Raw genomic sequence first — 24,465 nt, forward strand, 5'->3', positions numbered from 1 at the left:
GAGATACGACGATGGCACAACCCGCCGCGAATTCCCCCGGGGCCGCCGCGTCCGGCGGCGCCCCGCTGCTCGAGGTCACGGACCTGCGGGTTTCCTTCCCCAGCGAGGAGGGCCGGATCGAGGCGGTACGCGGGGTCGGCTACACCGTGTCCGATGGTGAAGTACTGGCGATAGTCGGTGAATCCGGTTCCGGTAAGTCGGTTTCCTCGCTGGCTGTTATGGGACTTCTCCCCGATCAGGCCCGCGTGACCGGTTCGATCCGGTTGCGGGGTCGTGAACTACTGGGACTGGACGACCGGCAGCTTTCCGAACTACGTGGCAGCTCGGTAAGCATGGTGTTCCAGGATCCGCTCTCCGCACTCACGCCGGTGTACCGGGTCGGCGACCAGATCGCCGAAGCTCTCCTTGCCCACGGCGATATGAGCAAGGCCGCGGCGGCGAAACGCGCGGTCGAACTACTCGATCTCGTCGGTATCCCGGACCCCGAACTGCGGGCCAAGGCCTTTCCACACGAGTTCTCCGGAGGGATGCGGCAACGGGTGGTGATCGCCATGGCGATCGCCAACGATCCGGCCTTGATCATCTGCGACGAGCCGACGACCGCACTCGACGTGACCGTGCAGAAGCAGATCCTGAATCTGCTGCGCAAGGCGCGCGATATCACCGGCGCGGGCGTCATCATGATCACCCATGACATGGGTATCGCCGCGACCCTGGCCGACCGGGTGGCGGTGATGTACGCGGGCCGGATCGTGGAAACCGCGACGACCTCGGAACTTTTCGCCGCGCCCCGGATGCCGTATACGGTCGGCCTGCTCGGATCCATACCACGGATGGACGGGCCTGCCCGGACCCCGCTCATCCCGATCGTCGGCGCACCGCCGGCCATGCACGATCTCCCGCCGGGATGTTCGTTCGCCCCGCGCTGCCCGGTGGCTGTCGCAGTGTGCCGGGACGGCGAACCGCCACTGGCCGAGACTCCGAGCGGGCATCGCGCCGCCTGCTTCCGCACGGGCGAAGTGGGCACCGAGGAACTGTTCGATGCCTATCGTCACGAAATCGACGAATCGGCCGCCGATACCGAACCGCAGGCCGAAACCGAAGTGGTGCTGCGGGTATCGGACCTGGTGAAGACTTTCCCGATCACCTCGGGCGTGGTTTTCCGGCGGCGCAAAGGCGAGGTACGCGCGGTCGACGGCATCAGTTTCGAAGTCCGCGCCGGCCGCACCCTGGCCCTGGTCGGTGAGTCCGGTTCCGGGAAATCCACCACGCTCGAACAGATCCTGAACCTGGTCCGGCCGCAATCGGGCCGGATCGAAATCCTCGGCCACGAAACCGGCGCACTCACCAAAACCCAGAAACGCGAACTGCGCCGCCGGATGCAGATCGTTTTCCAGGATCCGACGGCTTCCCTGGACCCGCGCCTGCCGGTATTCGATGCCATCGCCGAACCCCTGAAGATCGATCGGCGTCCGAAGGCGGAGATCGCGCGCCGAGTGCCGGAATTGCTCGCCCAGGTCGGTTTGCGCCCCGAGCACTCCGATCGGTATCCGGCGGATTTCTCCGGCGGCCAGAAGCAGCGCATCAGTATCGCCCGCGCCCTCGCCCTGGATCCGGAACTGCTGGTCTTGGACGAACCGGTGTCCTCACTCGATGTCTCCATCCAGGCCGGTGTGCTGAACCTGCTGCGGGATCTGCAGAACGAGCATGGCCTGTCGTACCTGTTCGTCTCCCACGACCTGTCGGTGGTCCGCAATCTCGCGCACGATATCGCTGTCATGTACCAGGGAAAGATCGTCGAATACGGCAGGGCCGAGCAGATCTTCGACGAACCCCGGCATGCTTATACGAAGTCGCTGATCGCGGCGGTGCCGGTACCGGTCGTCGACCGTGGCAGGGGTTCGGTGGCGAACTCCTCCAGCAGGAAGGAAGTCTCATGAGGATTCGATCCGTCGGTATCCGCCTCGCGGTGCCGATCACCGCGATCGGCTTACTGCTGAGCGGCTGCAGCGCGAACAGTACCGAGGCCGGTGATGTGACCATCACGGGCACCAACCAGATCAACCCGCACGACCCGAGCGAACTACGCGACGGCGGAAATCTGCGGCTGACGATCTCGGCACTACCGCAAACATTCAACCCGCTGCATGTTGACTCCGACGCTGACGCCTCCGAAGTGGTGTCCTGGACCATGCCGAGCCCGTTCACCTCCAACGCTCGCGGTGAGCTTTCCGTCGACACCAATTTCTTCACCAGTGTCGAAATGACCAACACCAACCCACAGGTCATCACATACACGATCAACCCCGAGGCGGTCTGGTCCGACGGCACACCGATCACCTGGGAAGACCTTGCCTCGCAGGCGCACGCGCAGAGCGGGAAGGACCCCGAATACCTGGTCGCCGCGACCTCGGGCTTCGACCGGGTGGAAAAGGTGGAACGCGGTGCCGACGACCGTCAGGCCGTTGTCACCTTCAACAAGCACTACGCGGAATGGCAGGGTCTGTTCGGTTACCTGCTGCCGAAAGCCGCGACGGCGTCCCCGCAGGCATTCAACGACTTCTACCGCAACGGGATGCCGCTCAGCGCGGGCCCGTTCACCGTTACCAATATCGATCGCGCCCAGAACCGCATCACTCTCGGCCGTAACCCGAAATGGTGGGGTGACACACCGAAACTCGATACCGTCACCTACAGCGTCCTGGATATCCCGGCACGGATCGCCGCTGTTCAGAACAACGAACTCGATTCCACGGATATCTCCGGTATCGCGGAGGTGACCACCGCCCGCAACACCCCCGGCATCCAGGTTCTGCGTACGCCCCTGCCCCGGTTCTCGCACTTCACGTTCAACGGCGCACCGGGGTCGATCCTCGAAGATCCTGCCCTGCGGCGCGCGATCGCGAAGGGTATCGACCGCCAGGCCATCGCCTCGGCCACCCAGCTCGGGGTCGTGAGCGACCCCAAACCGCTGAACAACCACATCTACATGCAGGGTCAAGAGGGCTACCAGGACAACGCCGGGGTTGTCGCGTACAACCCCGAACAGGCCGCCAAAGAGCTCGATGACCTCGGCTGGAAGCTCAACGGCACGGTGCGGGAAAAGGACGGCCGCAAGCTGGTCATCCGCGATGTCATGTACCAGCAGGATCTGTGGGTGCAGACCGCCAAGATCGCCCAGCAGAATCTGGCGGCGATCGGGGTCGAGCTGAAGATCGAAACATATCCGGGACAAGGTCTTTTCACCGATATCATCGACCCCGGCAACTTCGATATCGCACAGTTCACCTGGATCGGCAGCGTCCTGCCACTCGGTGCGTTACCGCAGATTTACGCCTACAACCCCGAAGTTCCGCTGTCGAACAAGGGCAAGATCGGCTCGCCCGAACTCAATGCCCTGATCGAGGACACCATCTCCGAGCTCGACCCGAAGAAGGCGATCGAACTGGCCAACCAGGCCGACCGGATGATCTTCGAGGAAATGCATTCGCTGCCGATCACCCAGTCGCCCGGTACCGTCGCCCAGCGCAACGAGGTCGCCAACTGGGGTGCGTTCGGTCTGGCGTCCCCCGATTACACCAAGGTCGGCTTCCTGAAGTGAATCGTGGATCGGGCCGTCCCCTGGCCTATCCGCTGTGCGTAACGATCGGCGCCCTCGCGGTACTCACCGCGTGGGCGCCGTTCGCCGATCCGGACCAGCTCAGCGCGCTTGTGGTCGTCGGACTCGGGATGGTCGGATACACCGCGTACCGGTTGGCGGTGGCGCTCGGCGTCGTTCCGCACGGCGCCGCCGATACAGAACACCTGGCGGCCCGGCGGGTCCGGCAGGAGCACCAGTTGCAGAGCCGATCCTGGCTGGAACTCCGCGCCGGTGACCGGACGCGCTGGATACCGGTCTATTTCGTGCCCGCACTGGTCGGCTTCACAGGGGGCAGTGCCGAATTCGACGGACGGCGTATCACTCTCCGGACCACCGAATCGGATGGGCAGACGACCGCCGCCGATAATTCCTCGAGCTCGCTGAGCGCGTCGCCGCCGATAAAGATTTTGCCTGCAGGCCGGATCCGGCTGCGCGAGCCCCGCGGGCGATTGCTGGACAATCCCTCCCGCCCCGACTCGGCCGCCGAGGAGCGGGCGTGGACGGCGGCGAGGTTCCCGCGCAGGCTGTTGCTGGACGCGCAATCCGTAGTGGCCGCGCCGCTGATCGGGCTGATGTGGGTATATGTGGTCGGCGGCGGACTGCCCGCGTTCGTGGGCGCGACCTGTGTCGCGGCGGCCGCCGCGATCTGGCTGGCGGCGATCCGCGGATCCGATCCGAGTTGAAAGACCGCAGCCGGCGGGCGGAATGAGAACGGGTTCGTAGCCACGTGCCACCGAACGGTATGAACACGGACTGTGGGAACCGAATACGCATCGGGTGCGTCGAAACCAACAGTGTGATTACCGGTCCATCCATGGGTTCGGGGGGAAACGTGACGACCGAATCGGCAACGACAACCAACTACGGCAAGCACGGCGGCCGGATCTTCGCGGCGATCTGGGGTGGCCAGCTGCTGTCGCTGGCCGGATCCAGTGCCGCATCCTTCGCCTTGGCGCTGGCCGTGTATTCGGCAACGAACAGCGCGCTCGCCTTGGCATCGATCACCGTGACCGCGGCCTTGGGCACCATCTACCTGGCGCCGGTGGCGGGCGCGGTTTCCGACCGGTATCCCCGGCGGCAGGTGCTCCTTCTTGCCAACCTGGCCGCTGCGGGCGTCGCGGGGCTCCTAGCGGTGGTAGCCGGCTGGGGATCGAGCTCACCGGCCCGGATGGCGGTGATAGTCGGGCTGGTATTCGTCTCGGGCATCCTCAACGCGCTGCTGTGGGTGACCATGGCGGCGACCGTCCGCCTATTGCGTCCGGAAGCGGACCTCACCCGCGTCAACGGCGTAACTGCGCTGGTCGAAAGCCTTCCGACGCTCACGGGACCGCTCCTGGGTGCGGCCGTGTACACGCTGAGCTCACCGGCAACGGTGTTCCTCGCCGACGGGGCGACATTCCTGGTCCAGGCGGCAATCCTCTCGGCGGTCCGCTGGCGCGACGAACCCACGGTCGGCAGACGCACCCTCCGCCCCTTCGCCGGTGCCGAAGCAGGTTTGGCACTGATCCTGCGTGACCCGGCCCTCAGATACCTGCAGCTTTCGTTCGCCGGTATCAACTTTTGCAACGGCCTTGGTGTCGCCGTCGCGGCCGCCTTCGTACTGTCCGCCTCCACACCCGCGCAAGCCTCCTGGAACCTTGCCCTCTACAACACCGGCGGCGCCATCGGACTCGTGTTGGGCGCCTTGGCGGTTGTGACCATCGGATCCCGCTGCGATCGCCGCCGACTGATCTGCGCGGCGATACTCGCTGCCGCACTATCGGGCCGGCTCGGCTTGGCCTCGGCAACCATCCCGCTGCTGTGGCTGCTGTGCGCGCTGCTGCGCAACACGGCAGTGCAGTTGATGAACGCACCGCTCACCGCGATCTGGCAGGAGCGCATCCCTCAGCAAGCACAGGCGTCGGTCTTCGGCGCACGCCGCCTACTCGGCCAGGGGCCCTATCCGATTGCCGTCCTGCTCGGCGGCCTGCTCACCGATCACGTCTTCACCACCGGAGCAGGCCTCGGCACCGGCGCCGAAATCGTCCTTCTGCTCACGGCCGCGGCCGAAATCGCTCTCGCCATCGGGTTGTGGGTCACACCGGCACTCCGCCGGCTCGCCGTCACACCTCGTGCCGACGCCGTCAGCGCCGATGGCGATCGAGCCCGTTCGGCCACCTGACCGGATGCCGGGGAGCAACAGGCGACAAGGCTTCCGGCTCAGTGCGGAATGGAGTCGATGATCGCGCGGGCGCCCTGGCGCAACAGATCCGAGCCGACGAAGAAGCCCAGTGCCTGGGGATCTTCCGGGACGCCCCAGTGATGGGCATCCAGCCACTGGGTTCCGTCGAGATTGAACACCTTGCCGTGCAACGAGAGCCGTCCGGTCGGTTCGATCACGCAGACCCCGGCGATGGGCGAATTGCAGTGCCCCTGCAGGGCGTGCAGCATCGCCCGTTCGGCGTCGGCGACGCGGTGGGTTTCGGCATGATCGAGCCGGCCCGCGAGTTCCCGGACCTCGTCGTCGCCGGCGCGGCAGGCCAGGGTGAGCACACCGGCGCCGATCGGCGGGCACATGATGTCGACCGGCAGGATTTCGGTGATCCGGTCCTCGTGGCCGATCCGGTACATACCGGAGACCGCGGCGATCAGCACATCGCAGTACCCGTCCTCCAGTCGCTGCAGGCGGGTGTTCATATTCCCGCGCAGCGGTTTGGTCTCCAGATGCGGGTAGTGCAACCGCAATTGCGCGGCCCGGCGCACCGAACTGGTACCGACCACCGTCCCGGGCGGCTGCTCCGCCAGGGGCCGGCCGTCTTTGGTGATGATCGCGTCGCGCACATCGTCGCGTTTCGGGAAACCGGCGAACGCGATACCTTCCGGAATCGGGATATCGCCCGGAATATCCTTCAGGCAGTGCACTGCCAGATCGGCCTCGTCGTGCAGCAGGGCGTCGTCGATTTCCTTGACGAAAGCCCCCTTACCGCCGAGCTGGGCCAGATCACCCATCCACCGGTCACCGGCGGAGGTAACCTTCACCAGTTCGGTCTCCACCCCGAACCCGGCCAAACCAGCGGCGACCTGCTCGGCTTGGGCAACTGCCATCGGACTGGCCCGGGTCGCGACCCGGATAATGCGCGCGGCCATGCCGAGACTCTACCGCCGCCCGGAATCACGGCACCGGCCCGTCTACGTTCTCATCCGTCCCCACACCGTGGTTTCCGGAACCGGAAGTTCGTCCGAGGCCGGTGCACCCGGTCATATCCTCGTCAGTGGAACTCGTGCACGACCTCGATCGGTCCGACAATATGGGCGTTGAACTCCGCCAATTCCTCCGCGGGAACCCATAGCTCCAAGATCGTCCGGCCGCCGGCCTGCTGCACGGGATAACGCGACAGGAAATCCGTCTCGACTTCGAATCGCGTCACGAAGCCCGCGCCGTCGTGCTCGACGTTCCAATCCCTGGCGATCTTGATCGCGTAATCCTCGTTGAGCACCGGGTAGAAGATCGGCTGTTCCGGCAACCGCGGTGGCCAAGCACGCCAGTCCAGTGCGCGAACGAGCTGCAATTCCTTCGGACCGGTCGGGCGCCACAGGGTTGTCGTCATGGTGCCACTGACCATGGGCATGTCCGCTCCTCGAATCGCACGGCTGAACGGCGGACGATACCTGGAACAGCGAAGTCGGCCAAACGGTTTCCGATCAGCCGTTTCAGCTGCCCTCTAGGAGGCAAGGCCGCCGACAGCAGCGCCGCGAGGTACGCACGCACCTCGCGCCGAGGTCACGCATCCGCCCGTAGTGCGCGGCTGCCCGATATCTTCGGTCGCCGGTCAGCTTCCGGCGGGTTCGGTGAGCTTGCGGGAGCGGAGTTCGTGGCCCTTCGAGGTTTTGCAGCGGCCGGATTCCAGGTCCCATTGCCAGCCGTGCAGGTTGCAGGTGAGCGTGTTGCCGTCCACCACACCGAATTTCGACAGGTCGGCCTTGAGGTGGGGGCAGCGGCGCTGGATCTCCCAGCCGGCCACCTCGACCGAGGCCGAATCGTCGTGCGCTTCGGAGAACCAGCCGTCGGCGTAGGCGATGCGTTCATCGGTGAGGCATTTGAAGAACGTGTACAGGTACTCGTTGTAGCCGCCGATCCGCCACGCCTGGAAACGGGTGGACAGGAAGATCGTGTTCACCCAGTCAGGTTCCTGGTCGCGCAGCACGGTGCGGACGAGTTCGGGGGCGATCCGGAATCCGTAGCGGTATTTGCCCTCTCCCTCACGCGGGGCGCGGACCTGCCGGTTCGGGAAGTCCAGGACGACGGTTTCGTCGCCCATCACCAGGCCGACCGGGTAGCCGATACCGTCGCAGATCAGATCGCTCTGCGCCATGATCGGCTCGAAGAGTTCGCGCAGCGGTCCGAGCAGCGGTTCGCCCTCGGCGGGCGCCCAGCTCTTCTTCTCCGCGACCAGCACCGGCGCCATGCGCTGGGCCATCTTCTCGATGTAGGCGGCCTTATCGCTCCAGATGGTTTCCGGATCGTAGGGATGGCTGAGTTCCAGTTCGGTGCCGTGCAGGTCGGCCGTCGACCCGGGCACCATCAGCAGGCCCCGATCGTGGCCGTGCTCACGCATCTGCTCCAGGAAGACCATCTGGTCGGGGAAAATATTTCCCTCGTCGCCGTGATCGTCGTTGAGATAGCGCAGTTCGTCGTCCAGGAAAACGGGCGGCCCGGCCGAGGGAACAACCCAGGTGGCACCCACCTGCTCGATATAGCTGCGGGCCCGGTCCATTCCGCGCTGCCGCTTCTGCTTGCCGAAATTCGATTTCGTGCGGGCGGGGATGTCGTAGACCATCGGATACCAGATGGCGCCGGAGTACTGCAGCAGATGAATATCGATCGTGCCGAACGCCTCGTGCAGCACATCCATATCGACCGGGCGCGCGTCGTTCATATTGAAACAGGTGGTTTCACGGTCGGAGACGATGAGCCCGGAATCTCCGATCGGGCCGTCCGCGGGAGCGCGTAGCGCGACGATCATGATGTCCAGTTCGGCGGTGGGGTCGCCACCGCCGGCGCCCATGGCACCGGTCACCGTGTGCTTGACCGAATCCTCGGTTTCGAAGAATTTGTGGAAGCCGAGTTTCTCCAGCTCACGACGCAGATCCGGCACCGGGTAGTCGGGCAGCAGGACGGTGGCGTCCTTGTTGACGTACTCGAGCAGATGGGCGGCATCGAAATGGTCGCGGTGCAAATGGGAAACGTAGAGGAAATCACAGTTCCCGAGTTCGTCCCAATCGAGTTGGGTGTTGTCCGGGAAGGGGAACCAGGAACCGAAGTACGCGGGGTTCACCCAGGGATCGCATAGGATCGTCCCGGCCGCGGTCCGGATATGAAATCCCGCATGTCCGACGCTGGTGATCTGCACGTGCTCGCTCCTCTTGACCGATTGCAGGCTTCCAGGGTAGTGGCTCAGGACGAGATTTCCCCGATGCAGTAGCCGTTGTCACCCTCCGCGAGCACAAATGTCCGATTCTGGGTAACGCCGGACGCATTTGTCACCGGTACCGCCACCGACATATATCCCGGGGTCAGCTGCTGGGAACTGATCTGCTGATCGGTGTAGCCGGTGATCCCGGTGAGCGTGCCGGGATCGTCCGCCAGCGGTGCCGGTACCGGCGCGCCGCTTCCCTGCGGATCCCAGGTGGCCGGCGACGCCGCGCAGACCAGCGGGTATTCGGCTTCTCGATCGTCGGGATGGAGCGGCTGGCCGACGAACCTGGCGAGGTAGCGGCGCACGGTGTGCCGGGCGTCGGCGGCGTCGTGGGTGGGTTCGACGGTCGCGGGGAACACGCGGCCGCAGGCGTATCCGGACGCCACCCTGTCCTGGTCGGCGGTGACGGTGGTCACTCCGTCTGTCCAGGTGAGTGTTCCGTCGGTGGCCGTGCCCGGCTGCGCCAGGGCGCTGAGCACCGCTTCCGGGTCGGCGTACATGGTTTGCGCGGTGAGCGGCGGGATGGTCCAACAGGACTGCTGCAGGGTCGCGAGATCGCCGGCGCGCAGGTCTACGGCGAACCGTTGCAGCGCGGGCGCCGCCTCGGGGACTCCGGGTACCTCTCCGACCTGCGGCGCGTCCGCGGGGACCGGCGGCCGCGGGGGCTCCGCCGCCACGGTTGTGGTCGTAGTCGCCGGCGCGGCGCTCCCCTCGGGATCGGCCGCGCCGGGACCGGGATCGTCGACCGGAATGCCGGATACCGAATCGCATCCGGTGGCCAGCAGCAGTCCGGCCGCGGCCAGCCCGATCACCACCGCCCGGCCCCGGCTGCGGCGCGGCGCGGCCACGGCAGCGGCGTGGATATCGGCTCCACGACGCGGTGCTGCTGCGCGGCCGGTACGGCGCGACGGTTCGGGGCGGGCGCGTTCCACTTCGACGATCACCTTTCCTGCGGTACATACCGGTTCGAACCAGGCCCACAGACGGGGATTCGCGGGCCGGACGCTGCCGATCATGATGGCAGCGACTACGCTAGCGGACTTGTGGATCCCGTCTACCGGACTGTCATCGGGCTGGCCCGGACCGTCTTCTTCCTCGAGGGCCTGAAATTCACCGTCACCGGCGACGAGAACATCCCCGCCGAAGGCGGTGCCGTGATCGCGGTCAATCACACCGGGTACATGGATTTCACGTATGCGGGGCTGCCGGTGCGCACACCCAAGCGCTACATCCGGTTCATGGCCAAACACGAGGTCTTCGAGAACAAGATCTCCGGCCCGATCATGCGGGCGCTCAAACATATTCCGGTCGACCGCACCGCCGGCGCCGATTCCTACCAAGCGGCCGTGGAATACCTGCGACGCGGCGAACTCGTCGGCGTCTACCCCGAGGCCACCATCAGCCGCAGCTTCGAGATCAAAGAGCTGAAGTCGGGGGCGGCCCGAATGGCGATCGAGGCCGAGGTGCCGATCATCCCGATCGTCATCTGGGGTGCGCAGCGCGTATGGACCAAGGGCCATCCGAAACGGCTCGGCCGCACCAACACCCCGATCTCGATCGCCGTCGGCGAACCGATCCAGCCCTACGAGCCCGCCGCCGAACTCACCGCCGAACTGCGTTCCACGATGCAGCGGCTCCTGCACGGATTGCAGGAGAACTACCACCACGAACCGGGCGCGTACTGGGTTCCCGCACGCCTCGGCGGTAGTGCCCCTACCCTGGAAGAGGCCGATGCGATGGATGCCGCCGAGGCCGCGGAGCGAGCCGCCCGCAAACAGGCCGGCGAGTAGCGGCCCGTCGCACGGTACGGGGTGCGGATCCGTCCGCGGTAGTGAGCAGGAGTCGAGATGGCGCGGGAGCCGGTTTTCGATATTCTCGCCGGGCTGGTGCACACGGTGTTCTTCGCCCAGGGTCTGCGAGTGGATATCCGCGGTCAGGAACATATTCCGCGCGCCGGCGGCGCTGTGCTCGCGGTGAATCACACGTCGTACCTGGATTTCATGGAGGTCGGCCTGGTAGGGCGCCGGTCGAGTCGCAATGTGCGGTACATGATGAAGGCCGAACTCGAACACGGCATCGTCGGCTTCCTGATGAAACATTGCAAGGCGATCGGTGTGGACCGTACCGCCGGCGCGGAATCGTTCGGTCGCGCGGTGGCGGCGCTGCGCGCGGGCGAACTCGTTGTGGTCTATCCGGAGGCCACCATCAGCCGCAGCTTCGAGCTGAAAGAATTCAAATCGGGCGCGGCGCGGATGGCGCTCGAATCGGGCACGCCGATCGTTCCGCTGGTCATCTGGGGTGCGCAGCGCGTCTGGACCAAAGGGTTCCCCCGGAAACTCGGCCGGCACAATTTCCCGATCCATATCCGGATCGGGGAGCCGCTGGTCGCCACCGGCACACCCGATGAGATCACGACGACCCTCCGTGCCCGGATGAGCGAACTGCTCGCCGATGCCCAGGAGGGGTATCCGATGCCCGCCGGTGAGCCGTGGGTCCCGGCACGATTGGGCGGAAGCGCGCCGACGCTCGAACAAGCCGCCGTCCTGGAGGCCGAGGAGTACGCCCGCCGCAGGTCACCTCGCCCTTGACCGCGGACCGCGACTGCCGGCGCCACGCACGCAACGCACCACCGCCGCGTCTCGGGGAGCATAGTTCCTGCGGTCGTAGGGTGGCGCTCCGCCCGGAGCCGTAGGGATTGCACTCGGCCTGCCCTCGGTTCCGCGCCCCCGCTAGGGCATGGCAATTACCCGGCGGATCTGCGGGCCGTCTGCTGCCGCTGCCACACACCTACCGGCCGCACGTCACAAGTCGCGCCGGATGCGAGGCCGGCTTGTCCATCGCGTGCCGGACGCCCCGGGCGGCGCGGTCCGCCGGGTGCCTACGTCACCGGGTAGTTCAAGCACGATCCCACCGGATTCATCGGGTCCGACAAATCCTGCGCCCAGGGGACCTGCAACCTAGGGCCCGTACAGCGCTCGCGGTGAGCCGCCGCGCCCAGGGCCACAACTTTGCCTATATCCGCAGTCAAGGGACTGATCGGTAGAGCATCGTGCCCTGCACCAGGGGACGGGGCCCGGTCTCCACAATCGCTCGGCGTTTCCTATTCGTCCACATCCATCCCCAGGCGCGCTAGATCGCCCGTACCGGGCCGTTTGACAAAATACCCTAGGGGGGTACCGTAACCGGCAGAGGCGGCACGAACCGCCTGGAGAACGATGGATGGAGCATCCGATGAGTACGTCGACGAAATTCGCCGGGTTCACGCTCGGGCTGGTCGCGCTGTTCGGAGTCGCGCTCGGGGCCGGTGCGCTGGTCGGCTCGCCCGAGAGCGAGCAGGACGGCCACGACACCGCCGTCCCCGGCCGCGCCGCACCGGCCGGACCGGCCGGCCTGACCGACAGCGCGGGCGGATACACCCTGGCCTTGGACGAGCCGATCACCGAATCGGGCCCCGGCGCCACCCTGCGGTTCCGGATCGAGGACAGCGCGGGCCGGCCGGTGATGCGATACACGCCCAACCATGAGAAAGACCTGCACCTGATCGTGGTCCGTCGCGACCTGAGCGGGTATCAGCATCTGCACCCGAACCTCGGCGGGGACGGCACGTGGAGTGCGCCGGTGAACCTCGAGCGGGGCGGCGACTACCGCGTCTTCGCGGATTTCGTCACGGCCGACGGGGAGCCCTTCACACTCGGCACCGACCTGCGGGTCGCGGGCGCCTACACACCCCGGCCGCTGCCGGTTCCGGCCACTACCGCGACCGTAGGCGACTACCGTGTCGAACTGGGTGGAACCCTCACCGCGGGCAGTTACACCGACGTCGCCTTCAGCGTTTCCCGCGGCGGGAAGCCGGTCACGGATCTGGAACCCTATCTCGGGGCGTACGGTCATCTCGTGGCCCTGCGTGCCGCCGACCTCGGCTATCTCCACGTTCACCCGGCCGGCCATCCCGGCGACGGAACAACACCCGCCGGGCCGGGCGTTACCTTCGCCGTAGCGGCCCCCGGCGCCGGTGACTACCGCCTGTTCTTCGAATTCCGGCATGCCGGGCAGGTGCACCGGGCCGAGTTCACCGCCGCGGTCGGCACCGCCGCGCCCGGCGGGCCGGGACCGACCAGCCCTCGACCGGCACCCGAACACACCGATAACGGCCACGGCCACTGAACCGGGTCACGGAGCGAATGATGACTACCCAGACACCACACGAAACGGCGGCCGCCACCGGCCCGACCGAACAGATCGAACTGGTGATCGGCGGGATGACCTGCGCGTCCTGCGCGAACCGGATCGAGAAGAAACTCAACCGGCTCGACGGGGTGAGCGCCTCGGTCAACTACGCGACCGAGAAGGCCCGGGTGCACTATCCGGAAAACCTCACCCCCGAAGACCTGGTCGCCGTCGTCGAACAGACCGGGTACACCGCGACGGTCCCGCAGCCGGCCGCCGAACAGCAGGCGGAACCCGAGCCCACCGATCCGGCGGATGCCCTGCGCACCCGCCTGCTGATCTCACTGGTGCTGACCGTCCCGGTGATCGCCATGGCGATGATTCCGGCACTGCAGTTCACCAACTGGCAGTGGCTGTCGCTGACCCTCGCCGCGCCGGTGGTCGTCTGGGGCGCCTGGCCGTTCCACCGGGCGGCGTGGACGAATCTGCGGCACGCCACCGCGACCATGGACACCCTGGTGTCGCTGGGCACCCTGGCCGCCTTCGGCTGGTCGCTGTACGCGCTTTTCTGGGGTACCGCGGGCACACCCGGGATGACCCACCCGTTCGAATTCACGATCGCCCGGATGGACGGTACCGGCAGCATCTATCTGGAAGCAGCTGCCGGTGTCACCACGTTCATCCTGGCCGGCCGGTATTTCGAGGCGAGGTCCAAGCGCCGGGCGGGGGCCGCGTTACGGGCCCTCCTGGAGCTCGGCGCCAAAGAGGTATCGGTATTGCGTGGCGGCCCGGACAACTGGACCGAACAGCGGATCCCGGTCGACCAGCTCGCGGCCGGCGACCGTTTCGTGGTGCGGCCGGGCGAGAAGATCGCCACCGACGGCGTGATCGTGGACGGCTCGTCCGCGGTGGATGTCTCCATGCTGACCGGGGAATCCGTGCCGGTGGAGGTCGGGCCGGACGATACGGTCGCCGGTGCGACCGTGAACGTCGGCGGCCGGATCACCGTGCGGGCCACCAAGGTCGGCTCGGATACCCAGCTCGCCCAGATGGCCCGGATGGTCGAGGACGCACAGTCGGGTAAGGCCCAGGCACAGCGCCTGGCCGACCGGATCTCCGGTGTGTTCGTCCCGATCGTGATCGCGCTGGCCGTGGCCACGCTCGGTTTCTGGCTCGGCACCGGCGGTTCGGTGGCGGCGGCGTTCACCGCGGCGGTGGCTGTGCTGATCATCGCCTGCCCCTGCGCGCTGGGCCTGGCGACGCCGACCGCCCTCATGGTCGGCACCGGGCGCGGCGCCCAGCTCGGCATCCTCATCAAGGGTCCCGAGGTGCTGGAATCCACCCGCCAGGTGGACACCGTGGTGCTGGACAAGACCGGCACCGTGACCACCGGCAAGATGGCGCTGCTCGAGGTGGTGGCCGCGGCCGGCGAGGACGCCGACGAGGTGCTGCGGCTGGCGGGTTCGCTGGAGGACTCCTCCGAACACCCCATCGCCAAGGCCGTCGCCGACGGTGCGCGGCAGCGGATCGGCTCCCTGCTGCCGGTCGAGAGTTTCCGCAACAACGCCGGGCTGGGCGTCGAGGGTGTCGTCGACGGGCACGCGGTGATCGTGGGTCGCGCGGGGCTGCTCGCCGACTACGCACTGCACCCGGACGCCGACCTGCTCGCGGCCATGCGCGCGGCCGAATCCGAGGGCAGGACAGCGGTGGCGATCGGCTGGGACGGTAAGGCCCGCGGCGTGCTCGTGGTCGCCGACACCGTGAAACCGACCTCCGCCGAAGCGGTTTCCCGCCTGCGCGCGCTCGGCCTCACCCCGGTCATGCTCACCGGCGACAATGCGACGGCCGCGCAGGCCATCGCCCGGCAGGTCGGGATCGACGAGGTGATCGCCGAGGTGCTGCCGCAGGACAAGGTCGCGGTGATCGAGCGACTGCAGCGGGAGGGCAAAACGGTCGCCATGGTGGGTGACGGCGTGAACGACGCCGCCGCCCTGGCCCGCGCCGACCTCGGCCTGGCCATCGGCACCGGTACCGATATCGCCATCGAGGCCGCGGATCTCACCCTGGTCCGCGGCGATCTGACCGCCGCCCCCGACGCCATCCGGCTGGCCCGCCGCACCCTCGGCACCATCAAGGGCAACCTGTTCTGGGCGTTCGGCTACAACGTGGCGATGATCCCGCTGGCCATGGCCGGCCTGCTCAACCCGATGCTGGCCGGCGCCGCGATGGCCTTCTCCTCGGTGTTCGTGGTGAGCAACAGCCTGCGCCTGCGCAAGTTCCGCCCCACACACTGATCGGCACAGGGTGGAGGTACCCGGGTACCTCCACCCTGTGCGCCTCGGCGGCGGATCGATCGCCGGATCTCGACCGCGCCTTCCGCGGCACCGGCGGGTACTGCGCCTCACAGGCGACGACCCCACGGCGCGGAACTGCCCCGGGTTACTCCGGCAACTGTTCGCTCTCCGGGCTCGTTTCCCGACCGTAGGACTGTGCCGCTCGAACGTTCTCCGCGGGGCGACCGGACTGCAAGGTCGCAACTACCACGGCCACCAGGGTGAGCCCGCATCCCAGTAGTTTCGCCGGCGAGAGCGCTGCGCCGGCCGGCAGGAGCCAGTCGAGCAGTACCGAGGTCGTGAGCTGGCCCGCCACGGTACTGAGACCCATCAGCAGGACCCCCACCCACCGCACGACCAGCACTCCGGCCGCGATGAACAGCACCCCGATCGCGCCACCCAGGTAGAGCCAGGGCTCACGGGGGAACGCGGCGGGCGCCCCGGCCCGCACCAGGACAAGTACCTCGATAACCAGCAGGCCCAGCAGGCCGATTCCGAAGTTGATCACGGTGGCGGCGAAAGGACTTCCCGACGTACCGACCCGGCCGTTCCACGCCTGCTGCCAAGCCAGCCCGATACCCGCCAGCACCGGGAGGACGAGCAGAATCGGCCCGGCGCCGGCGCCGAGCCAGGACGCCGTCGCGGCGCCTTCGGTGCCCGTCCCGCCGGACGCGGCCAGGAGCACAGCGCCCACCGCAAGGGCCGCCCCGCCGAGCCGGGCGGCGGTAACCGGAGTGCGGCCCTGTGGACCGATACCCAGCCGATCCACGACCAGACTGCTCACCAACTGCCCGGATACCGCGCCCACGGTGAACGCGGTGACGCCCACGGCGGCCACGGTCAACGACTGGCTCGCCACGAACAGGGCCCCGCACAGCCCGCCGAGTAGCTGCCAGGGCCGTAGTTCGCCCGCGGCCAGCGCGCCGCGCACCCCGCGCAGTCCCGCCCGTAGCCGCGCGCTCAGTGCCACCGCGATCAGCAACAGGACGAAGCCGCTACCGAAACTCACCACCGCCGCGGCGACGCCGTCGGCCAGCCGTGCCCCGAGTTCACCGTTGATCCGCCCCTGTACGGCGACTCCGGCCCCGATCAGCAACCCCAGCCCGAGACCCCACCGCCGTACCACCATGACCGGAACCCTACCGACGCTGTCCCGGCCCACCGATCCGTCTTCGCCGGCCGCGGCGGCCGGTCACGAACATCCACCACCGAACTCACCTCCTGCCGCCACGGCGGGTAACCGCTGGTCACCGTCGCGAGACCGAGTGCTGGAGGTGCCTCCTGGCCTCGATTGCGATCACCGGTGGCCGGGGCCGACATCCGCCGGCGCACGGCGGGCGGTACAGGTGCCCGGCCGACGGTCACGTGCGCCCGGTTTCGGAGGATCGCTTGTTCTCCTGCGGCTCGTTGTCGTGCACTCGCGGCTGTGGCGGTAACCACCTCCCGGAGAGGACCGCGATCGCGGCGAGGCCGATACCCAGCAGCGCGAGGGTCGAGGACATCGGCAACCACAGGGTCATCAGGCCCACGAACCCGAATACGGCCAGCGAGATCAATTCCTCCGAAAGCCCGGCCACCGACATCACGGTGGCCCGTGCGGGTCCGGTGATCGCATCCTGCAACCGCGCTTCGGCGACGATGGCGCTGTTGTAGACGATGCCGTAGGAAGCGGCCAGCGCCACAAAACCGGCGGCAGCGAGAATATAGGTCGCCCCCGGCCGGTGCACCGCCGCGCCGGCGATCAATGCACCCGCTCCGAAGAGGACAGCCGCCGCGTACAGTGCGCGGGCCATGGTGCGCGCCGACATCGCTTCGGTGCGCCCGGCGAGCAGCGAACCGAGCAGCGAACCGACCACGGTCACGCCCACCAGAACCGGCACCACCGCGGTGGTGGCCCCGGCCGCACCGGCCAGCAACCCGAAATACTCGTCGAAGGCGGTGATCCCGTAGAGCAGCGCGAGCAGCACCACCCCGCGCCGGACCACCCGGATCCGGACCGCTTCGGTGACACCTGTCCGCAGCATGTACAGGTACCGCCGGATCGAACCGGAACCACTGGTGGCGGGGTCCGCCGTCGCCGGTCGCGGACTCGGAGTGAGCACCGCCGGATCGGTCACACCCCGATGCGATACGCCGGCCCGGGCCGGCGCAGTTTCGCCGGCCGCGGCGACTGTTGTCTCAGCGGCTTCGGCCACCGCGGCTTCGCGGGGTTCGCGTATCGCGGTCGCGCCGGCTTCGGGCTGCGCAGTGGCACCGGGTTCTCGGGGCGCGGTCGCGCCGGCTTCGGGCTGCGCAGTGGCACCGGGTTCTCGCGGCGCGGTTGCACCGGGTTCGGGCGATGTAGCTGCGCCGGATTCGTTCACTCCGATTCCGGCGGCCTCGGATTCCCCGGCTTCCTCCAGTTCGCCGACCTCGGCCGCCGAGACCGACCGCGGTGCCGCGGGCAGGCTACGGGCCAGCGCGGTGTGCACGATCGCGCATCCGACACTGGCCCAGCCGACGAGTTCGTAACCGCCCCACAGATACAGCGGGGTCGCGGCGAGGATCGCGAGTACCGCGCTCAACTCGCTCGCCGACCGCGTATAGCCGATCACGCGAGCGTAGGCACGGGATTCGCCCCGTACGGTGAGCTCGTCGTACAGCAGCGCCTCGAACGTGCCCGAACGCAACGCACTGGCCACTCCCCACAGCACGAAGCCCGCGGCGAACCCGAGGAATGAGGGCGCGAGGGTCCACAGCAGGAAGCCCACGGCCATCAGCAGGCCGTTGAGGATCAGCAACCCACGCCGCGACACCGTATCGGCCCACGCACCGGACGGGATTTCGCAGACGAAGGCCGTGACCGACCAGAGCGCGAGCAGCAGCGAGATCTGCCCGGGGCCGAAGCCGTGATCGGCGAAGAGCAGCGCGTACAACGCGTAGTACGGAATGAGGTCCCCGGTCGCGGCGAACAGCGTCGCGCGCAAGGTCAGCGCGCGCAGTCCGGCACTCCGCCCGGAGCTCACCCGTCGGCGTCAATAGTGGTAGATGAGCAGATGCATGCGATCAGCATCCGCGTCGCGCGCCCACGGGTCAAGACCTTTTACGCCTCGCTCGGGGTCGGTTCGCCGCACGCCACATCCGGACGCCGGCCGTCACACGCCGGTCCGAGTCGACGGGCGGAGCCTGCGGCCACTGGGCGAGGTGCGGCCCGTGTGCAGACGAGCAGGCAGCTCGGAGCAGGTGGGGCCGCGCGTTGCCTACTCCCGGCCGGCTCCGCTGCGGGCCCGGTTCAGAGCGGAACCCAGCCGTTCTCGGCTTCCGAGCCGGCGCCGAGCGCGCGGGTGTTCGCGGCACCCAGACCACGGTTCATATCGCTGATCAGATCGGCCACCGGATGCGAATCGCTGTAGTGATAGCCCTGGGCGAGTGCGAAACCCAGTTCGGTGAGTACGGCCGCCTGGTGTTCGGTTTCCACGCCTTCGGCGATCACCTGCAGGTCCAGCGATTTGCTCAGCGCCGCGATCACCCCGAGCAGCGGCGGCGCCGGGGAATCGGACCGGATGGCGGCCACGAACGATTGGTCGACCTTGATGATGTCGCTGGGCAGCGTGGCCAGCCGGCTGAGCGAGGAGTAGCCGGTACCGAAATCGTCGATGGCGATCCGTACGCCGCGGTCGCGCAAGATGTGCAGATTGGCGATCGCGGTATCCGATTCGGCGGCCAGTTCGGTTTCGGTGACCTCGAGCACCAGCTGGTCGGCGGGCCAGCCGGTGCTTTCGAGAATTCCGGCGACCTTGTCCGCGTACCCGGATTCGGCCAGTTCCAGCCCGCTGACGTTCACGTTCAGGGTGAGCTCCAGCGCGGCGAACGTCTCCTGCAACTGGGCCGCATCCGCGCAAGCGCGGCGTAGCACCAGTTCGTCGAGATCGGCGATGAGGTCGTACTCCTCGGCCACCCGGATCAGGCCCTCGGTGGTGACATCCGGTTGCGCGCTCGACGACCAGCGCAGCAGCGCCTCCACCCCGACTGCCTTCTCCCCGCCGTCGCTGAGGCTGACAATCGGCTGATAGTGCACGTCCAGGGTGCCGTTGTCGATCGCTTCGCGCAGTTCCACCGCCAGCGGTGTGCGATGCCCGGATTCCAGAACCGTCCGGTTCCGGCCCGCCTGCTTGGCCCGGTACAGACCCACATCGGCACGGCTCACCAGTAGCGAAGCCGACTCCCCGGGCTGCCACGAGGTCACCCCGGCGGAGCAGCCGGTGCTCACCGCGGCGCGCAGCTGCTCGGTGAGCAGGATGGCCGCCTGTTCGGTGGTTCCGGGCAGCAGTGCGGCGAAGACATCGCCACCGTAGCGAGCCAGCCGCTGGCCCGGGCCGAGCAACCCGGCCCAGGTATCGGCGACCTTCTGCAGCACCGCATCACCGGCGCGGTGGCCGAGGTGATCGTTGACCTTCTGGAAACGGTCCAGGTCGACCAGGACCAGCGCCAGCGCCTGACCGGAACGGTCGGCCTGTTCGATCGCGGAGTTCAAGGCCCGGTCGAAACCGCGCCGGTTCAGCAGGCCGGTGAGGGTGTCGATATCGGCCTCCGACGCCATCCGGGTCAGAATGCCCACCACCACGCCGACACCGAAGGTGATACCCGCGGGAATCACCCCCGACCACCACGGCAGCCCCGCACGGGTCGGCAGCACCCACAGGCACAACGCCATACACAGGGCGATATGCGCCGCGGCCCGCGACCAGGCGAAGAACAGCGCGGCATCGCAGGCGACGAAGACATAGAACGACGCCAGGGTGATCGCCGCGACCGTATTCGGGAACGAATGCACGGCGATGGTGACCAGGATCGTGGCCATCACCACGTAGCCGTGGTGCAGCCAGTGCGGCATCCGCGGACCCCAGCCGAGCAGGCTTATCCCCAGCAACAGCGCCACCGCGGCGGCCGAGCCGACCAGTACACGGTTGCCCTCGTCGCCCGGGTACAGCACTCGCGTGGGCGCGATGGCGGTCACGAGTAGACCCAGCACTCCGCCCATGACGTAGAACGCCCCGGTGGTCCGGGACATGACCATGGCCGTCGCCACACCCGACGCGGCCCGTACCCGCGTCCGGGTATCGCCGCGAGACCCGCTTCCTCGCACGATGAACAGCCTAAACAACCGAATCCCGGCGCGCTGACCCAACCGGGTATTCCGGTTACCCCGATCGGATGCGCGACGAACCTGTCAGGCCGGGGGAGTCAGCAGCTCGGTACCCACGAACGGCACCAGAGCGGCGGGCACCCGGACCGAACCGTCGGCCTGCTGATGGTTCTCCAGCAGCGCGACCAGCCACCGGGTGGTGGCCAGCGTCCCGTTCAGCGTCGCCGCGATCTGCGGTTTCCCGTTCTCGTCGCGGTAGCGGACCGATAACCGGCGCGCCTGGAAGGTTGTGCAGTTGGAGGTGGAGGTGAGCTCGCGGTAGGTCCGCTGGCTCGGCACCCACGCCTCGCAGTCGAACTTGCGCGCGGCCGAGCTGCCCAGATCGCCGGCCGCGACATCGATGATTCGATACGGCACGTCGAGGGCGGCGAGCATATCGCGCTCCCAGGCCAGTAGCCGCTGGTGTTCGGCGTCGGCGTCCTCCGGCCGGCAATAGACGAACATCTCGACCTTGTCGAACTGGTGCACCCGGATGATGCCGCGGGTGTCCTTGCCGTAGCTGCCCGCCTCCCGCCGGAAACACGACGACCAGCCCGCGTACCGTTTCGGTCCCGCGCCGAGATCCAGGATTTCGTCGGCGTGATAACCGGCCAGCGGGACTTCGGAGGTGCCGACCAGGTACAGGTCGTCCTCCTCGAGGTGGTACACCTCGGCCGAATGCTGACCCAGGAAACCGGTGCCGGCCATGATCTCCGGCCGCACCAGCACCGGCGGGATCATCATGGTGAAACCGTTGGCCACCGCCCGCTGCGCGGCCAGCTGCAACAGCCCCAGCTGCAGTAGCGCGCCGTAGCCGGTGAGGAAGTAGAACCGCGAGCCGGACACCTTGGCTCCGCGCTCCATATCGATCAAGCCCAGTGATTCGCCGAGGTCCAGGTGATCGCGGGGGGTGAAATCGAATTCGGGCACCGTGCCGACGGTCTCCAGCAGGACGAAATCGGCCTCACCGCCCGCCGGCGCGCCGTCCTGGACGATATTGGAAATCGCCCGGTGCGCCTCCTGCAGAGCGGCCTCGGCGGCATGCTGCCCGGTCTCGGCCTCTTTGACCTTGACCGACATCTCCTGGGCCTGCGCCAGCAGCGCCGGGCGGTCCTCTTTGCTCGCCTTGCCGACCTGCTTGCCCATGGCCTTGTGCTCGGCCCGCAATTTGTCGGCGGTCGCGATCGCGGACCGGCGCGCGCTATCGGCGGCGAGCAGCGCGTCGACGAGTGCCGGGTCCTCGCCCCGGGCTCGCTGCGAGGCGCGGACCAGCTCGGGATCATCGCGCAGGAGTCGGAGGTCGATCATGGCTGACCAGCGTAATGGGCGTGGATTTCCGCGCTCAACCGAGTATCGCCACGACCGGCCGCACAGCGAGGTCTCACGCCTCGCGCCCGAGTTCGTAGCACAATTCGGCCATACCGATCGGCCGGGTTCGTGGCATGTTCGGGCCGGGCGCTGCCATGATGGACCGCGATGTCCTCCGAAAAAGAGCCTGCACACCGCCCCGGCCTCCGCGGCGGCCAATCGTTGCGCTCGCGTACCGCCCGCGCGGGCCGTGGTCGCAAGACCGATTTCGCGCGGGCGAGGTCCGCCGGTCCGGCATCCCCGGAAACGCCGGACCCGTTCGACCCGCCGGAGCTCGGCCCCGCGGCCGTTCGTTCTCCGCGTCGCGGGAACCGGGCGGGCGCGGGCAGTGCGCGGCCACCGGGTAAGGGCAAACCCAAGCGGATCCCGGCACCGCGGTTGCGCTGGAGTCTGCTCGCGGTAGCCGTCGGCGCGATTGTCGCGGCACTGCTCACCCTCATGGTCAGCGGTTTCGACAACGATTCCAATCTGCAGGCGCGCACCCCGGGCGGTGCGGTGGCCAAGGCGGACAAGGTATTCGCCTCGGTGGCCACCGGCGACTGCCTGACCTGGACCAAACCGGATCATTCCGATCTGGTGGAACTCGATTGCGCCGAGGAGCATCTGTTCGAGGTCACCGACACCATCGATCTGAGCCAGTACCCCGGTGCGGAGTTCGGCCCCGACGCGGTGTGGCCGGATTCGCTGCGGCTCACCGAACTTCGTGAGGAGCACTGCGTTCCGGCGGCCCAGCGCTATCTGAACGGGAAACTCGATCCGCGCGGCCGGTACGCGGTGGGGTTGATGTATCCCAGCAACGACGGCTGGACCAATTCCGGTGATCGCATGCTGCGCTGCGGCCTGCAGGTGCCGGGGCTCAGCGGAAACCCGCTGCCCAACACCGGCCGGGTGGCCGAAAGCGACCAGTCCAAGGTGTACGAATCGGGTGTCTGCCTCGGGATCAGCCAGAATCTGCCGACCGACCCGGTCGACTGCACCCAGGAGCACGCGGTGGAGATCGCCGCGACGGTGGACCTGTCGGCCAAGTTCCCCGGCGGCCCGCCGGGGAAGGACGAGCAGGATCAGTTCCTGGAAGCGGAATGCGGCCGGATGACCAACGACTACCTCGGCGGCCCGCATGTGCTCCGGGACAAAACGCTGACGGTGTTCTTCGATTTCATCGATGCGCGCAGCTGGCTGGCCGGTAGCCGCAAACTGAACTGCATGATCGGAAAAGGCGCCGATCAGGAAGGTTTCGCCCCCATCGTCGGACCGGCCCGCGGCCGGGTGCTGATCAACGGCCAGGAACCGGTGCCGCCGCCGAACTCCGGTCGCTCCACCCCTACCCCGCTGCCGGGTGCGGCGCCGCTGCCCCCGCAGCCGGAACCGCGGCCCGCGCCACGCTGAAACGGAAAGTTCCATGCCGGTCGTCATGTCGGAGGCCCGTTTCGAGGAGCTCGTCGGGGATGCGCTGGATCTGATCCCGCCCGAGCTGTCGCGCGCCATCGACAATGTGGTGGTGCTGATCGAACCGCGTAATCCCGACGATCCGCACCTGCTCGGCCTGTACCACGGGATCGCGCTCACCGAACGCGACAGCCATTACGGCGGTTCCCTTCCCGACACCGTCACCATCTACCGGGAGGCGCTGCTGGCGGTCTGCGCCGACGAGGAAGAAGTGGTCGAGGAGGTCCGGATCACCGTGATCCACGAAATCGCACACTATTTCGGGATTGACGAAGACCGGCTTCATCAGTTGGGATGGGGTTAAGCTAAGCCAGGTCCACGCGACGCGCCGGCAGGGGATTGCACGGGCGCGGCGCCGGACCGCACCGGAAGAAGTTCGGATTCGATGGAACCGCTCGCGGGGGTATCGCGTCCAATGTACTCGTAGGGGGAATTCTCGTGGTTCCGCCCAAGAGCCGCCACAAGAAGGAGTCGAGGACATGATCGGTAATGTCGACGTCACACCTGAGCTCATCCTTGCCGCCGCGGTCGAATTGGACCTGCTCGCCGACCGTTTGGCCGGGGTCGCGGCGATCACCGTACCGGCCACCTATGTCGCACCGTCCGGCGCCGACGAAGCATCGATCCACGGCGCGATGCATATGAACAAGGGCGCCGCGACCCACCAGACCTCGCTCGCGCAGGCGGTGCTCGAACTGCATCACACCGCCGCCATCCTGCGCACCCAGCTCGCCGGATACCTCGCCCAGGACGCCGCTTCCGCCGGTGTGCTGGCGCTCACCGGCGCACCGTTCGGCGCGATCAGCGTCTGACACACAGTGACCGCCGGCGCGCCGCGACGCGGCGCACACCACGAGCGCACGGCACGCCCGCCGCAGCGTATCGATAGCT

The 24,465-nt window shown here is 67.7% G+C and carries 19 protein-coding genes; 11 read left to right on the forward strand and 8 right to left on the reverse strand.

The genetic code is table 11. From position 1 onward, the window contains the following. Nucleotides 1–11: 11 nt before the first annotated feature. The 4 genes from ACQEVO_RS29805 to ACQEVO_RS29820 all read left to right on the forward strand — a co-directional run bounded on the left by ACQEVO_RS29805 (nucleotide 12) and on the right by ACQEVO_RS29820 (nucleotide 5,801). On the forward strand, nucleotides 12–1,940 hold the full coding sequence (locus tag ACQEVO_RS29805) for an ABC transporter ATP-binding protein (RefSeq protein WP_432919747.1): 1,929 nt from the start codon (nucleotides 12–14) through the stop codon (nucleotides 1,938–1,940). After that, nucleotides 1,937–3,601, forward strand: coding sequence for an ABC transporter family substrate-binding protein (locus tag ACQEVO_RS29810; protein ID WP_432919748.1), 1,665 nt, complete (start codon nucleotides 1,937–1,939; stop codon nucleotides 3,599–3,601). The genes ACQEVO_RS29805 and ACQEVO_RS29810 overlap by 4 nt, the downstream gene beginning before the upstream one ends. Continuing rightward, nucleotides 3,598–4,323 (forward strand): hypothetical protein, encoded by a 726-nt coding sequence (locus ACQEVO_RS29815; RefSeq protein WP_432919749.1) that lies wholly within the window; start codon nucleotides 3,598–3,600, stop codon nucleotides 4,321–4,323. Before ACQEVO_RS29810 ends, ACQEVO_RS29815 begins: the two co-directional genes overlap by 4 nt. A gap of 149 nt (nucleotides 4,324–4,472) precedes the next feature. Next, nucleotides 4,473–5,801: an MFS transporter gene (locus ACQEVO_RS29820; protein ID WP_432919750.1), complete on the forward strand. Its 1,329-nt coding sequence runs from the start codon at nucleotides 4,473–4,475 to the stop codon at nucleotides 5,799–5,801. Nucleotides 5,802–5,839: 38 nt separating this feature from the next. Here ACQEVO_RS29820 and hemC read toward each other — a convergent pair whose 3' ends face one another. The 4 genes from hemC to ACQEVO_RS29840 all read right to left on the reverse strand — a co-directional run bounded on the left by hemC (nucleotide 5,840) and on the right by ACQEVO_RS29840 (nucleotide 10,040). Beyond that, entirely contained in the window at nucleotides 5,840–6,766 is a 927-nt protein-coding gene (hemC, locus tag ACQEVO_RS29825; RefSeq protein ID WP_432919751.1) for a hydroxymethylbilane synthase, read from the reverse strand. Between the two features lie 122 nt (nucleotides 6,767–6,888). Beyond that, nucleotides 6,889–7,248 carry an ADP-ribosylation/crystallin J1 gene (locus tag ACQEVO_RS29830; RefSeq protein ID WP_432919752.1) on the reverse strand — a complete coding sequence of 120 codons (360 nt, stop codon included), beginning with the start codon at nucleotides 7,246–7,248 and terminating at the stop codon, nucleotides 6,889–6,891. A 201-nt stretch (nucleotides 7,249–7,449) separates the two neighbouring features. Continuing rightward, entirely contained in the window at nucleotides 7,450–9,030 is a 1,581-nt protein-coding gene (locus ACQEVO_RS29835) for a Rieske 2Fe-2S domain-containing protein (RefSeq protein WP_432919753.1), read from the reverse strand. Between the two features lie 44 nt (nucleotides 9,031–9,074). Next, nucleotides 9,075–10,040 (reverse strand): hypothetical protein, encoded by a 966-nt coding sequence (locus ACQEVO_RS29840; RefSeq protein WP_432919754.1) that lies wholly within the window; start codon nucleotides 10,038–10,040, stop codon nucleotides 9,075–9,077. A gap of 99 nt (nucleotides 10,041–10,139) precedes the next feature. Here ACQEVO_RS29840 and ACQEVO_RS29845 point away from each other — a divergent pair, with 99 nt between their 5' ends. The 4 genes from ACQEVO_RS29845 (at nucleotide 10,140) to ACQEVO_RS29860 (ending at nucleotide 15,557) form a co-directional block, all read left to right on the forward strand. After that, nucleotides 10,140–10,886, forward strand: a complete 747-nt coding sequence (locus ACQEVO_RS29845; protein WP_432919755.1) for a lysophospholipid acyltransferase family protein — start codon at nucleotides 10,140–10,142, stop codon at nucleotides 10,884–10,886. 57 nt (nucleotides 10,887–10,943) lie between these two features. Next, entirely contained in the window at nucleotides 10,944–11,684 is a 741-nt protein-coding gene (locus tag ACQEVO_RS29850; protein ID WP_432919756.1) for a lysophospholipid acyltransferase family protein, read from the forward strand. Between the two features lie 643 nt (nucleotides 11,685–12,327). Continuing rightward, nucleotides 12,328–13,260 carry a hypothetical protein gene (locus ACQEVO_RS29855; protein WP_432919757.1) on the forward strand — a complete coding sequence of 311 codons (933 nt, stop codon included), beginning with the start codon at nucleotides 12,328–12,330 and terminating at the stop codon, nucleotides 13,258–13,260. 20 nt (nucleotides 13,261–13,280) lie between these two features. Then, complete coding sequence (locus ACQEVO_RS29860) at nucleotides 13,281–15,557, forward strand: heavy metal translocating P-type ATPase (RefSeq protein ID WP_432919758.1); 2,277 nt, start codon at nucleotides 13,281–13,283, stop codon at nucleotides 15,555–15,557. Between the two features lie 145 nt (nucleotides 15,558–15,702). Here ACQEVO_RS29860 and ACQEVO_RS29865 read toward each other — a convergent pair whose 3' ends face one another. From ACQEVO_RS29865 to serS, 4 genes are all read right to left on the reverse strand, one after another. Then, nucleotides 15,703–16,725, reverse strand: coding sequence for a DMT family transporter (locus tag ACQEVO_RS29865; RefSeq protein ID WP_432919759.1), 1,023 nt, complete (start codon nucleotides 16,723–16,725; stop codon nucleotides 15,703–15,705). Between the two features lie 232 nt (nucleotides 16,726–16,957). Further along, on the reverse strand, nucleotides 16,958–18,601 hold the full coding sequence (locus ACQEVO_RS29870; RefSeq protein ID WP_432919760.1) for an MFS transporter: 1,644 nt from the start codon (nucleotides 18,599–18,601) through the stop codon (nucleotides 16,958–16,960). Nucleotides 18,602–18,867: 266 nt separating this feature from the next. Further along, nucleotides 18,868–20,721: a putative bifunctional diguanylate cyclase/phosphodiesterase gene (locus ACQEVO_RS29875; RefSeq protein WP_432919761.1), complete on the reverse strand. Its 1,854-nt coding sequence runs from the start codon at nucleotides 20,719–20,721 to the stop codon at nucleotides 18,868–18,870. Between the two features lie 84 nt (nucleotides 20,722–20,805). Further along, nucleotides 20,806–22,068, reverse strand: a complete 1,263-nt coding sequence (gene serS / locus ACQEVO_RS29880; RefSeq protein ID WP_432919762.1) for a serine--tRNA ligase — start codon at nucleotides 22,066–22,068, stop codon at nucleotides 20,806–20,808. Nucleotides 22,069–22,236: 168 nt separating this feature from the next. Here serS and ACQEVO_RS29885 point away from each other — a divergent pair, with 168 nt between their 5' ends. From ACQEVO_RS29885 to ACQEVO_RS29895, 3 genes are all read left to right on the forward strand, one after another. Then, nucleotides 22,237–23,514 carry a septum formation family protein gene (locus tag ACQEVO_RS29885; RefSeq protein WP_432919763.1) on the forward strand — a complete coding sequence of 426 codons (1,278 nt, stop codon included), beginning with the start codon at nucleotides 22,237–22,239 and terminating at the stop codon, nucleotides 23,512–23,514. Between the two features lie 13 nt (nucleotides 23,515–23,527). Continuing rightward, nucleotides 23,528–23,878 carry a metallopeptidase family protein gene (locus ACQEVO_RS29890; protein WP_432919764.1) on the forward strand — a complete coding sequence of 117 codons (351 nt, stop codon included), beginning with the start codon at nucleotides 23,528–23,530 and terminating at the stop codon, nucleotides 23,876–23,878. 175 nt (nucleotides 23,879–24,053) lie between these two features. Further along, nucleotides 24,054–24,386 carry a PE family protein gene (locus tag ACQEVO_RS29895; RefSeq protein ID WP_432919765.1) on the forward strand — a complete coding sequence of 111 codons (333 nt, stop codon included), beginning with the start codon at nucleotides 24,054–24,056 and terminating at the stop codon, nucleotides 24,384–24,386. Nucleotides 24,387–24,465 lie beyond the last annotated feature (79 nt).

It is taken from the genome of Nocardia sp. CA-290969, from assembly GCF_050936135.1.
Taxonomy (GTDB): domain Bacteria; phylum Actinomycetota; class Actinomycetes; order Mycobacteriales; family Mycobacteriaceae; genus Nocardia.

Excerpts from the sequence above, each read along its gene's own strand:
- ACQEVO_RS29860 (WP_432919758.1), top strand. The coding sequence starts at position 13,281 with ATGACTACCCAGACACCACACGAAACGGCGGCCGCCACCGGCCCGACC.
- ACQEVO_RS29850 (WP_432919756.1), top strand. The coding sequence starts at position 10,944 with ATGGCGCGGGAGCCGGTTTTCGATATTCTCGCCGGGCTGGTGCACACG.
- serS (WP_432919762.1), bottom strand. The coding sequence starts at position 22,068 with ATGATCGACCTCCGACTCCTGCGCGATGATCCCGAGCTGGTCCGCGCC.
- ACQEVO_RS29830 (WP_432919752.1), bottom strand. The coding sequence starts at position 7,248 with ATGCCCATGGTCAGTGGCACCATGACGACAACCCTGTGGCGCCCGACC.
- ACQEVO_RS29885 (WP_432919763.1), top strand. The coding sequence starts at position 22,237 with ATGTCCTCCGAAAAAGAGCCTGCACACCGCCCCGGCCTCCGCGGCGGC.
- ACQEVO_RS29810 (WP_432919748.1), top strand. The coding sequence starts at position 1,937 with ATGAGGATTCGATCCGTCGGTATCCGCCTCGCGGTGCCGATCACCGCG.
- ACQEVO_RS29865 (WP_432919759.1), bottom strand. The coding sequence starts at position 16,725 with ATGGTGGTACGGCGGTGGGGTCTCGGGCTGGGGTTGCTGATCGGGGCC.
- ACQEVO_RS29805 (WP_432919747.1), top strand. The coding sequence starts at position 12 with ATGGCACAACCCGCCGCGAATTCCCCCGGGGCCGCCGCGTCCGGCGGC.
- hemC (WP_432919751.1), bottom strand. The coding sequence starts at position 6,766 with ATGGCCGCGCGCATTATCCGGGTCGCGACCCGGGCCAGTCCGATGGCA.
- ACQEVO_RS29855 (WP_432919757.1), top strand. The coding sequence starts at position 12,328 with ATGAGTACGTCGACGAAATTCGCCGGGTTCACGCTCGGGCTGGTCGCG.
- ACQEVO_RS29895 (WP_432919765.1), top strand. The coding sequence starts at position 24,054 with ATGATCGGTAATGTCGACGTCACACCTGAGCTCATCCTTGCCGCCGCG.
- ACQEVO_RS29890 (WP_432919764.1), top strand. The coding sequence starts at position 23,528 with ATGCCGGTCGTCATGTCGGAGGCCCGTTTCGAGGAGCTCGTCGGGGAT.